This is a genomic window from Glaciihabitans arcticus (genome assembly GCF_004310685.1).
In the GTDB taxonomy this organism is placed as follows: domain Bacteria; phylum Actinomycetota; class Actinomycetes; order Actinomycetales; family Microbacteriaceae; genus Conyzicola; species Conyzicola arctica.
The window spans coordinates 93,851-105,381 of sequence record NZ_SISG01000001.1 but is presented as its reverse complement, the minus strand read 5'-3'; the positions used below and the strand labels follow the sequence as shown (position 1 = coordinate 105,381).

The 11,531-nt window shown below is 69.8% G+C and carries 9 protein-coding genes; 4 read left to right on the top strand and 5 right to left on the bottom strand.

The genetic code is table 11. The annotated features are described in order from the left end of the window. Positions 1-27: 27 nt before the first annotated feature. Entirely contained in the window at positions 28-1,488 is a 1,461-nt protein-coding gene (gene ahcY / locus EYE40_RS00460; RefSeq protein ID WP_130980102.1) for an adenosylhomocysteinase, read from the bottom strand. A gap of 84 nt (positions 1,489-1,572) precedes the next feature. On the opposite strand from ahcY, the gene EYE40_RS00455 reads away from it, so the two are divergent. The 4 genes from EYE40_RS00455 to EYE40_RS00440 are packed head-to-tail and all read left to right on the top strand — an operon-like array spanning position 1,573 to position 8,712. Next, a complete protein-coding gene (locus EYE40_RS00455) occupies positions 1,573-4,314 on the top strand; it encodes an FtsX-like permease family protein (RefSeq protein WP_130980101.1) in 2,742 nt (913 codons plus the stop codon). Beyond that, a complete protein-coding gene (locus tag EYE40_RS00450) occupies positions 4,311-7,097 on the top strand; it encodes an ABC transporter permease (protein WP_130980100.1) in 2,787 nt (928 codons plus the stop codon). The genes EYE40_RS00455 and EYE40_RS00450 overlap by 4 nt, the downstream gene beginning before the upstream one ends. Beyond that, positions 7,094-8,014 carry an ABC transporter ATP-binding protein gene (locus tag EYE40_RS00445; RefSeq protein WP_130980099.1) on the top strand — a complete coding sequence of 307 codons (921 nt, stop codon included), beginning with the start codon at positions 7,094-7,096 and terminating at the stop codon, positions 8,012-8,014. The genes EYE40_RS00450 and EYE40_RS00445 overlap by 4 nt, the downstream gene beginning before the upstream one ends. Beyond that, positions 8,011-8,712, top strand: a complete 702-nt coding sequence (locus tag EYE40_RS00440; RefSeq protein WP_130980098.1) for an ABC transporter ATP-binding protein — start codon at positions 8,011-8,013, stop codon at positions 8,710-8,712. The genes EYE40_RS00445 and EYE40_RS00440 overlap by 4 nt, the downstream gene beginning before the upstream one ends. Before the next feature lie 265 nt (positions 8,713-8,977). Here the strand turns inward: EYE40_RS00440 and EYE40_RS00435 are convergent, their stop codons facing one another. The 4 genes from EYE40_RS00435 to EYE40_RS00420 form a co-directional block, all read right to left on the bottom strand. Next, positions 8,978-9,442 carry an SRPBCC family protein gene (locus tag EYE40_RS00435; RefSeq protein ID WP_130980097.1) on the bottom strand — a complete coding sequence of 155 codons (465 nt, stop codon included), beginning with the start codon at positions 9,440-9,442 and terminating at the stop codon, positions 8,978-8,980. A gap of 1 nt (position 9,443) precedes the next feature. Then, positions 9,444-9,779, bottom strand: a complete 336-nt coding sequence (locus EYE40_RS00430; RefSeq protein WP_130980096.1) for an ArsR/SmtB family transcription factor — start codon at positions 9,777-9,779, stop codon at positions 9,444-9,446. Between the two features lie 74 nt (positions 9,780-9,853). Next, a complete protein-coding gene (locus EYE40_RS00425; protein WP_130980095.1) occupies positions 9,854-11,275 on the bottom strand; it encodes a phosphomannomutase/phosphoglucomutase in 1,422 nt (473 codons plus the stop codon). Then, on the bottom strand, positions 11,272-11,478 hold the full coding sequence (locus EYE40_RS00420; protein WP_130980094.1) for a DUF3499 family protein: 207 nt from the start codon (positions 11,476-11,478) through the stop codon (positions 11,272-11,274). Before EYE40_RS00420 ends, EYE40_RS00425 begins: the two co-directional genes overlap by 4 nt. Positions 11,479-11,531: the final 53 nt, after the last annotated feature.

Genomic DNA, 11,531 nt, shown 5'->3' with positions numbered 1-11,531 from the left:
TGGCGGGCCTACTCGACCGGCTCGTGATCAGTAGCGGTAGTGGTCCACCTTGTAAGGACCGTTCACATCCACGCCGATGTACGCGGCCTGCTCCGGCGTGAGTTCGGTGAGCACAACGCCGAGCGCGTCGAGGTGCAGGCGGGCGACCTTCTCGTCGAGGTGCTTCGGCAGTACGTAGACGCCGATCGGGTAGTTCTCGCCGCGCACCCAGAGCTCGATCTGCGCGAGCACCTGGTTGGTGAACGAGGCGCTCATGACGAATGACGGGTGACCGGTGGCATTGCCGAGGTTCATCAGGCGTCCCTCGGAGAGCACGAGGATGCTGCGGCCATTCGGCAGGCGCCACTCGTGAACCTGCGGCTTGATCTCGACCTTCTCGGCACCGGCGAGCTTCTCAAGCCCGGCGATGTCGATCTCGTTGTCGAAGTGGCCGACGTTGGAGACGATGGCGAGGTGCTTCATCCCGAGCAGGTGGTCGACGGTCAGCACGTTCTCGTTGCCGGTACCCGTGACGAAGATGTCGACCTGGTCGAGCACGTTCTCGACGGTGGTGACCTGAAAGCCGTCCATGGCGGCCTGCAGGGCGTTGATCGGGTCGATCTCGCTCACGATGACGCGAGCACCCTGTCCGCGCAGCGCCTCGGCCGCACCCTTGCCGACGTCGCCGTAGCCGACGACGAAGGCGACCTTGCCGCCGATGAGCACGTCGGTCGCGCGGTTGAGCCCGTCAGGCAGCGAGTGGCGGATGCCGTACTTGTTGTCGAACTTGCTCTTGGTGACCGAGTCGTTGACGTTGATGGCCGCAAACTGCAGCTCGCCGTTCTTCGCCAGTTCGTACAGGCGGTGAACGCCGGTCGTGGTCTCCTCGGTGACGCCCTGAATCTCGGCGGCGATCTTCGTCCAGCGGTCGGGCGAGACGTCGAGGGACGCGCGCAGGGTGTCGAGGATCACGCGGTACTCGTGGCTGTCGGACTCCTGCGTGGCAGGCACGGCACCCGCGAGCTCGAACTCGCGACCCTTGTGAACGAGGACCGTGGCATCGCCACCGTCATCCAGGATCATGTTCGGGCCTTCGAAGCCTTCCGCCGACCAGTCGAAGATCTGCGAGGTGCACCACCAGTACTCCTCGAGGGTCTCGCCCTTCCAGGCGAAGACGGGAACACCGGCCGGGGCGTCAACCGAACCGGAAGGCCCGACGGCGACTGCGGCCGCTGCCTCGTCCTGGGTCGAGAAGATGTTGCAGCTCGCCCAGCGCACCTGCGCGCCCAACGCGACGAGGGTTTCGATGAGCACTCCGGTCTGAACCGTCATGTGCAGGCTGCCGGCGATGCGCGCGCCGGCGAGCGGCTGGGATGCGCCGAACTCCTCGCGCAGGGCCATCAGGCCGGGCATCTCGTTCTCGGCCAGTCGGAACTGGTGGCGCCCCGCCTCGGCGAGCGAGAGGTCGGCAACCTTGAACGGGAGCGTGGAGACAGGTGCGAGAGTCATGCCTGTATTCTCCCATGGCTCACGCGCCGGGTCGTCGAAAATGACCCCGACCGCCAGACTCCCAGTCGATAGGCTCGACCCACTATGCGCTCCCGATCGAGAACCGGCTGGCTGGGGCTCTCGGCGCGCGGTGCGGTGTCGCACTCGGGCCTGCTCGGTGCGCTGGGCGCCCTGGTGTTCGGGGTCGCGCTGCTGTTGGCGGGGCTGGGCGGGTATCTCGCGGTCTCGGCGACGAGCGCTGCGACATCCACTCTCGATTCGGTCGGCGACTCGCAGCGCAGCTTCACCATTCAGGCGCGGCGAGCGGATGACCCCGCCACCCAACGAACCGCAGCAGACGCGGTCATCGGGCTCGGGCTCGACCGCGCGGCGATCGAGGTCACCGTGGAGGACCGCTCCGAGGGTGGGCAGGACTACGTGCGGTGGACCATCGTGCCGCACCCCACCGGTTTCACGGCCGCGGCGATCCCCGGAATCATCGAACGGGTGGACGACCTGCAGCGCGCGTTCGGCGACGACCCCGCGATCGGCGCGGGCGGTGTCACGGTAGACGGGAGCCTGACCACCACCCTGAACGACATCCAGCGGCGCATCGGCGCAGAGCAGGGCGCGAGCCTCGTGCCGCTCGCCCTCATCGGCATCATCGGGCTGGTCGCGCTGGGGCAGGTCGCCCGACTGCTCGCGGGTGCCCGCGGCCCGGAGCTCGGGCTGATCCGCTCGCGCGGAGCGACGCTGCGCCGGTTGGGACTGGGGGCGGCTCTCGAGGCGCTCGCTGTCGCGCTGCCCGCCGCGCTGCTCGGCACCGGCACCGTACTGCTCGCGTTCACCCTGGTCTATCCCGCGATCGCGGTGAACCCGTCCCTCTGGATCGTGCCGCTCGCGACAGCGCTCGCTACGGCAGGGATCGTCGCCGCCTCGACGGTGAGCACCGCGCGCACGGCCTCGCTCAGCGCCCCAGCCTTCGGGTCGCGCGGACGCACGGCGATCGGCGCCGTGTCGATCGTGCTGGTGCTGGTTATCGCGGGGGTCTCCTTCCTGCAGTTCCGCGTCTACGGTTCCCCGCTCGTCGTCACCGACAGTGGGCAGACCCGCGTGGAGCCGTTCATCGCCGCAGCCCCCGCGCTGCTGCTGCTCGCCTCGGTTGTTGTGGGTCTCGCGCTGTTCGCCCCGCTCGTCCGTCTCGCCGAGCTGTCCACCGCCCGCGGTCGCGGCGCCCGGCCATCCTTGCCGCTGCGCCAGGTCGCGCGGCGGGTCGGACTGCACGCGGTTTCGGTCACCGTCGTCGCCCTGGCGATCGGGTCGATGCTGCTCGCGACCGGCTACTCGGGGACGCTCGCCCGGGTGAGCGGTCTCCCACCCGCCCTGCGAGCAGGCGGTGACCTGCGAGTGGTGGGCGATGGCCTTCCTTCGCTCGACGAGCTCGCCGATGCACCCAGCGTGACGGCTGTCGCGCCGGTGCTCGCGACTTCCGCCCAGCTCGGAGGCGACAGCGCCGAGCTCGTGGCCATCCCCGCCGCCCGCATCGCCGAGGTGATGAACGACCTCGACGGATCCCTCGATACGGCGCGCATCAGTGAGCTGCTGGCCGCCGACCCGGGCGGCATCGGGCTCGGGTCGAATGAGCTCGAGGCGACCCTGACCGTGGATGTCGGTGCCGAGATCGAGGCCGACTTCCCCGAGGCGGAGCGCGGCCCCGCCACGATCACCGTCACGCTCGTGACCCTCGACGAGTCGGGCACGGTGACGACCTCCACCCTCGATCCGATCGAAGCCCCGGCTCCGGATGCCTCGGCCACCGTCACCCGCATCGTCGAGCTGCCCGCGGGAGAGCACCGACTGCTCACCATCGGCGTCTCGGTCGGCCCCGACCGCGTCGTGCGCCGGCACACGGTCACCCTCGATGCGCTCACCGGTGTTCCGGAACTCGCTCTCACCGAGTGGGGCGCCGAGTTCGGCACCGAAGAGGAGCTCCCTGCCGAGTACTTGCCCGCCGTCGCGACGACCGGTGTCGGAGTCGAGTTCACGGGCTACAACTTCCTGTCGTCGGTGCGCCTCATCGCGCCCGGCGTCGGAGTCGGCACGGGGGTGCCGGTCGTCGCGAGCGAGGCGGTCGCGACCCGGCTCTCCCTCGAGGTCGGCGACACCGTCTCGCTGCGCTCGCCCCTCCTCGGTGAAGCATTTGACGTCGTGATCGTCGGCACGGTGCCCGCCGTTCCGGGCACAACCAACGCGCTCGGCTTTGTGGCCGACCTCGCGACCGCGACCGCAGCGCTCTCGGCGACGCCGGACTCTGAGGGCACAGCAGCGAGCAATCAGTACTGGCTGGCGAGCGACGACCCCGCGGCGACCGCCGCCGCCCTGAACCTGGGCGACGCGGCCGAGGTGACCGTGGCGACCCCGGGCGACGACGCCCCTACCTCCACGACCATCGCCCTCTGGCTCGGTGCCCTCGGAGCGTTGCTGCTGGCCGCCGCGACGGTGTACTCGGGCAACGTGATGGTCTCCCGTGCGCGACGGGGCGAGCTGCGTGTGCTGCACGCCCTCGGCATGACGCGACGGGAGATCGGAGCCGCGAGGAGACTCGAGGTCGGTGTGGTCGTGCTGTTCGGGGTGCTGCTCGGCGGGGCATCCGGATACCTGGCCGCACTGCTCACGATCAGTGACCTCGCCCGCTCGGCCACGCTCGGCCTGCCGCTCAGCCTGCCGGTTCCGCTGCTCTTCGACCTCATGCCACTCGCGATCCTCGCGGGAGCGGCCCTTGTGGTTCTCTCCGCCGTCGCAGCGGTCGCCGGAACCTCCGCAACGCGCGGGCCGGTGACGCGATGAGCCGGTCGAGACGCAAGGGACTGCTGCCGCTGCTCTGGCGGCAGTTCGGCTCGGAGCGCGGGGCGTCGGTGGCGATCGCCGGCGTGGTGCTGGTCGTGTCATTCCTCTGCGCGGCGGCCCCGCGCGCCCTCGAGGTGATGACGAGCGCCGAACTCGCGGGCACCGTCTCGTCGATTCCCCCGACGACCCGCGACCTGCGATCCAGCCTGTTCGACGGTCCCCCGATCGGTCCCTCCGCCGCGGGCGACGCGTTCGACGGCGAGCTCGACCCGATCTGGGGCGTGCTGGATGACGGCCTCCGCGCGGTGCGCGCCGACGTCCCGGAGCCCGCGCGCTCCCTGCTCGGCGACCCGCGGTTCGCCGTCAACACCACCGCGCTGCAGGCGGAGGGCTACGACCTCGGCGACGACCCGTTCAACAAACTCGTGCTGCTCGCCGACCCGCTGATGGCGGAGCAGATCGAGATCGTCGAGGGTGCGCTGCCCGCCGTGCCCGACCCGGCCATCTACGACTTCGACCGGGACACGGTGTTCGCCGACGACGAGCCCCGCCCGGGAGAACCGCTCGAGTTCGTGCTGTCGGTGGAGACAGCGGAGCGGATGGGGTGGCCGGTCGGCGCCGTGCGCTCCCTGAAGCTCGCCCCGCCCGGGCTGCAGGCCGTGCGGCTGTCCGGCACCTTCGAGGCCGTCGACGCGGAGAGCGATTACTGGCAGCTCACCCCGACCACGCTGACCCCCGACGTCTTCGATGACGGCAATCGCCGCGCCACCATCACCGGGGGTGCCTTTGTGAATCCGGCCGGTTGGGACGCCGTCTACTCCCTCACCACCTCGACCAACGGCGTGATCCTGCAGACCCGCATATGGTTCCCGCTCAACGGCGGCACGATCGAGGGGGCGAGCGCCGAGCGGGTGCTCGGACAGCTGCGCCAGGTCACGAGCAAGGCCGTCGCCATCACCGCCGACGTCGAGATGCCGACGCGGGTCAAATTCTCCACGGGCGTCGTCGACGCGCTCTCCACGATCATCGCGCGCTCCACCGCCACCACCTCCGTGCTGCTGATGGCCACCGCCGGGCCACTCGGGGTATCGATCGCCGTGCTCGCCCTCGCCGCGCGCCTCGTCGCGGACCGCCGGCGCCCCACCCTCGCCCTCATCGCCGCGCGCGGCGGCTCCAACGCGCAACTGCGCTCCGTGCTCGCGCTCGAAGGGCTCGTGCTCGGGCTGCCCGTCGCCGTGCTCGGGATCTTCGCGGCCGTGCTGCTCATCCCGGCCCGCGCAGCGCCCGGGAGCTACCTGCTGCCGATCCTCGTCGGGCTCGCCCCCGCCGCCCTGTTCGCGCTGGCCGCCGCTCCCGGATCCCTGCGGCAGGTGCGCAGCGACCTCGGTCAACGCGGCAGCGGACGGCGGCGGGTGATCGTCGAGCTCGTCGCGATCGTGCTCGCCGTGGCATCCCTCACGCTGCTCCTGCTGCGCGGCACGCAGGCTTCGGAGACCGCCGGGGTCGACCCGCTGCTCGTCGCCACTCCCCTGCTGCTCTCGCTCGCGGCGTGTGTTGTGGTGCTGCGTGTCTTCCCGCTGCCGCTCGCCGCGCTCGAGAGGCGGCTGCGGGCACGCAAGGGGGTCGTCGGCTTCGTCGGCGCCGCTCGCGCGCTGCGCGACCCGGTCGCCGGACTCGCCCCGGTGCTCGCTATGGTCGTCGCCGTCTCGGTCGCGGTGTTCTCGGGTGCAATGTTCGCCACGCTGACCGTGGGCGTAGACAGCGCCGCGGAGTCGACAGTGGGCGGCGACCTCCGCGCGCGCGGGCCGATCTTCTTCGACGAGGGGGTTGCGGCGGCGAACGGAGTGGCCGGCGTACGCGAGGCTGTCGCACTGCAGGATGCCGGGACATCCTCTCTCACGGTCGGTCGGTCGAGTGCCCCGGTCACGGTGCTGCTCGCCGACACGGCCGCCCTCGCCGCCCTGCAGTCCGGGCTCGCCGACGCCGCACCCGACCGGGCCGCGCTTGCCGAGCTCGACGGCGACGCCGTGCCGATCGTGATGTCGAAGGATCTCGCGGCGCAGCTCGGCGCCGAGGTCGACGAGGGCCTCACGATGAACGGCCAGAAGCTCGCGATCGTCGCGACGGCCGACCGCATTGCCGGGTCGGGTGTCGCCGACAACTGGATCTACCTCGACCGCGCGTTCACCGAGACGGTCGTCACCGGCGGCTTCGTCCCCCGAATCCTGATTGTCTCCCTCGATGCGGGGGCGGATGCCACGGCCGTCGCCGAGGCGATCGAAGACGCCACCACCTCAACCTTCTCGGTCTCGACCCGCGCGCAGGCTGCGGCCGACATTCGCTCCTCGGCCTTCGTCAGCGGACTGCAGCTCGCGCTCGCGGCGGTGCTCGTGCTCGTCGCGCTGCTCACCGCCGTCGCGATCATCCTCGTCTCGACCATCAACAACCGCTCGCGGTCCCGGCTGCTCGCCGTGCTGCGCACCCTCGGCCTGTCGCGCCGGCAGACCGGGCAGCTGATCGCGTGGGAGCTGGCCCCGATCGCCGTCACGGCCTTCGTCGGCGGTGCCCTGCTCGGCGTCGCGCTGCCGCTCATCGTGCTCGCCGGAATCGACCTGCGCCCCTTCACGGGTGGCGCGGCCCAGCCCGCACTCGTCATCGATCCGCTGCTCACCGCCGCCGTGCTGGGCGGATTCGCCCTCATCGTCGCCGTCGCGAGCCTGCTCGCCGCGCTCGGATCCCGTACCACCACCCTGGCCGCAGCACTGAAATCGGGAGAAGAATGATGTCCATGACAACCGAGCCGGACATCCTCTGCCTCGACCTCGTGCGCATCTTCGCGGTGCAGGGCATCGAGGTGCAGGCACTGCAGGGGCTCAACCTGCGGGTCGAGAAGGGCGAGCTCGTCGCGCTGGTCGGCGCCTCCGGCTCCGGCAAGTCGACGCTGCTGTCGATCCTCTCGGGGCTCGACGCACCCACTGCCGGAAGCGCGGTCGTTGCCGGAAGCGACCTGCCCTCGATGACCCCGAAGCAGCGCGTGCAGTACCAACGCCACTCGGTCGGCTTCGTCTGGCAGCAGACCGCGCGCAACCTGCTGCCCTACCTGAGCGCGGGCGAGAATATCGCGCTCGCCATGGCGGTCGCCGGCAGTTCGAAGCGCACCGAGCGCATCGGCGAACTCCTCGACCTGCTCGGAGTGAGCGAGCTGCGCGACCGCCGCCCCGAGGAGCTCTCGGGCGGCCAGCAGCAGCGCGTCGCCATCGCCGTGGCCCTCGCCAACTCCCCCAGGGTGCTGCTCGCCGACGAACCGACCGGCGAGCTCGACGAGGCCACCTCGGCCGAGGTGCTCGAGTCGATGGAACGGGTCAATATCGAACTCGGCGTCACCACGCTCATCGTCACGCACGATCCGACCGTCTCCGACCACGTGCGAAGAACCGTACAGATTCGGGATGGCCGTACCTCCACCGAGGTCCTGCGCAGCACCCACACCGACGAACACGGCGAAGAGCACCACCTCGCCGAGGAGTTCGCCGTGCTCGACCGCGTCGGCCGCCTGCAGCTCCCCACCGAATTCGTGGGCAGCCTCGACCTTCGCGACCGGGTACGTCTGGCCCTCGAGCCGGATCACATCGGCGTCTGGCCGGGCGAGCGCCGGGCATCCGGAACCCCGGCTGAAACGTCGACGGAGGAGGAGTCATGAGCGACGCTGTACTCAGCGCACGGGGCGTCGGACGCACCTTCGCGACCGGGGCGGGCCCGCTGCACGCGCTCAGCGACGTCAGCTTCGAGGTTCACGCGGGCGAGCTGATCGTGCTGCGCGGGCCGAGCGGGTCGGGAAAGACGACGCTCCTCTCAATTCTCGGCGGGCTCGACACCCCCACGACCGGCAGTGTCTGGTACGGCGACCAGGAGCTCACGGCGCTCGGCGAGGCGGAGCTCGTGGAGGCGCGGCGACGACGGCTCGGCTACGTGTTCCAGGACTTCGGGCTCATCCCCGTGCTGTCGGCGGCGGAGAACGTGGAGCTGCCGCTGCGGATCCAAGGCGTTGATCCGGCATCGCGCGCTACCCGCGTGGCGGAGGTGCTCGATCTCGTGGGGCTCTCCGGCCAGTCCGGGCAGCGACCCTACGAACTCTCAGGCGGCCAGCAGCAGCGCGTCGGCATTGCGCGTGCACTCGTCGCGCGGCCGGCGATCCTGCTCGCGGACGAGCCAACCGGCCAGCTCGACAGCGGCACGGCCGAGGCCATGATGGACCTCATCGGATCGCTCGTCGCCTCGCAGGGTGTCGCGGCGGTGGTGTCCACACACGATCCGCTGCTCATGAAGCGGGCGGATGGCGTGATCGAGATCCACGACGGACACCTGGTGCCGCAGGCCCGCGGTCGGCACGCCGTCTGAGGCGAGTTGCTCCCTCCGGGCAACTCGCGCGCGCGTTCGGGTCGGTCCGGGCGAGGCCAGGCAGCGAGTCAGCGCCGATTCGCGAGTTGCGCAGCTTCCCACCGTGTTCGGGATGCGTAACTCGCAACTCGAGCCCGAGTTGCCCGATTCTGCTGCCTCCCGGCCCCCGCAGGGGACGTTTGCGGGCAACTCGGCCCCGACCGCGCGGATTCACGCGCGGCCTGGCAGCCAAAACACCCGAGTCAGCGCCGATTGAGCCGGCCCATTAGCCGCGGAACTTCTCCACGAGGCGGTCGATCGTCTGGCCAAGGCCGTCGCGGATACCCGTGTCGAACCACTGCTGCACACGCGCGTCGCTGACCCCATCGGGGAACGACACCGTGACCAGCATCTCGGTGGAGCCGACCAGCTCGTTCAGCTGCACCGTGATGATCGGCCCATCCGACTCGACGGCCAGGTCCGGCCAGCCCCCGACGGCACCGAAGCGGTAGACGATCCGCTCGGGCGGAACGATCTCGAGGTAGACCCCGCCCGTGATGTACTCGGTGTCCTCATCGATGATCATCTGCTGCCGCCACTCCCCACCGACATGCAGGTCGAGCTGGATCGGCTGGGTCACCTCACCGTTGCCGCTGTAGAACCAGTCGAGCTGGGTCGGGTCGGTCCATGCTTCGAAGACGAGTTCGCGCGGAGCATCGAGGATGCGAGTGAGGGTGAGAGTGCGTTCCATGTCAGTTGCCTTCCTTGTCGGCCATTCGTGTTTTCAGGTGCTGTTCGAGGCGATCGAGTCGCGGTTCGAAGAAGTCGCGGTAGGGCGCCATCCACTCGTCTGCGCGCTTCAACTGATCGGCTTCGAGGCGGCACGGCCGGAACTGCGCATCGCGGCGCTTGCTGATGAGACCGGCTGCCTCGAGCACTTTGACGTGTCGGGATGCGGACGGCAGGCTCATGGCGTGCGGAGCGGCAAGCTCGTTCACGGTCGCCTCTCCCCGCGCAAGCTGGGCGACCATGGCCCGCCGCGTGGGGTCGGCCAGAGCGAAGAAGACCGCGTCAAGTTCGTCGTCCATAGTTGCGCTCCCTGCTAATTAGCTTATGGACTTAATAGCACCACAGTAGAACGTCGCTGTCAAGACCGGCCGCCTCAGGCGCGGATGAGCGCGAGCACCCGGTCGCGGATGCGCTCCATGTCGGCGCGTGTCGCGGCTTCCACGTTGAGGCGCAACAGGGGCTCGGTATTGGAGGGTCGCACGCTGAACCACCAGAACGCGTCATCCTGAACCTGGTTGCCGGTCACGGTCAGCCCGTCGAACTCGTCGAACTCGGCGGTGGATGCGAACGCCTCCACGATGCGCGAGTAGGCGGAGGGCACGTCGGCGACCGTTGTGTTGATCTCGCCGCTCAGCGCGTAGGGCGTGAATCTCGTGCCCAGTTCGGAGAGCGGACCGTCGTAGTGCCCGAACTCGGCGATGATGTGCATCGCCGCGAGCATGCCGTTGTCCGCACCCCAGAAGTCACGGAAGTAGTAGTGCGCCGAGTGCTCGCCGCCGAAGATCGCACCGGTCGCGGCCATCTGGTCCTTGATGAGCGAGTGCCCGACCTTGGTGCGCACGGCCGTCGCACCCGCGGCCTCGATCGTCTCGGCGACGATGCGCGAGGTGATGAGGTTGTGCAGCACGACGATGTCCGCATCCGGCGTGGCAGCGCGTACGCGGGTGATCTCGCGCAGCGCGACGATCGCGGCGACGGCAGAGGGGCCGACCGGATGGCCGAGCTCGTCGACGACGAAGCAGCGGTCGGCGTCGCCGTCGAAGGCGAGCCCGAGGTCGGCGCCGTGTTCCACGACGGCGTTCTGCAGGTCGACGAGGTTGGCGGGCTCGAGCGGGTTGGCCTCGTGGTTCGGGAAGGTCCCGTCGAGGTCGAAGTACAGCGGAATGATTTCGAGCGGCAGCGCGGGCAGCCCGGCGGCGGTGCCCAGCACGGCCGGCACGGTGAGCCCGCCCATGCCGTTGCCGGCGTCCACGACGATTCTCAGGGGCCGGATGTCACCGAGCTCCACCATTCCCCGCAGGTATTCGCCATACCCGGCAACCACGTCGAGCTGCCGAAAGCCACCCGCGACGGGAGCCGGGGTGATACCCGTGGAGAGATAGGCCGAGGCCCCATCCCGGATCGCCGCCAGCCCGGTGTCGAGGCTGATGCCCTGTGCGCCAGCGCGGCTGAACTTGATGCCGTTGTAGGTGGCCGGGTTGTGCGAGGCGGTGAACATGGCGGCTGGGGCGTTCAACGTGCCCGAGGCGAAGTAGGTCTCGTCGGTGGAGCACAGGCCGATCGATACGACGTTCGCGCCGCGCGCCTGGGCTCCGCGCGCGAAGGCTTCGGCGAACTCGGGTGAGGAGTCGCGCATGTCGTGGCCGACGATCACGTCGGAGCCCGCACCGTCTACCTCGTCGACGAATGCGGCGGCGAGAGCCTCTACGACCTCCGCGGTGAGCTGGGATCCGACCAGCCCCCGAACGTCGTATGTTTTGACGAACTGGCTCAGGTCGATCGGGGTGGGGCTCATGCCCCCAAAACTACATGACGGATAACCTGCCACCCCTGCGGCACCTTGAGGGTCTCGGCGTGCCTCGTGCACAGGTCGTAGCTGTGCGGTTCGGCGCTGCGGCTGAGCGGCCCGAGCACGGCCATGGAGTCGGCGTAGACGTAGGTGAGCGTCGCCACCGCGTCGTTGTTGCACGCGACTTTGCTACAGGGTCTGCCGGTCATTGTGCCCCCAGCCTAGAACTCCGCGGGCGGCGGGCGCGCAGCCTCGCCGAATA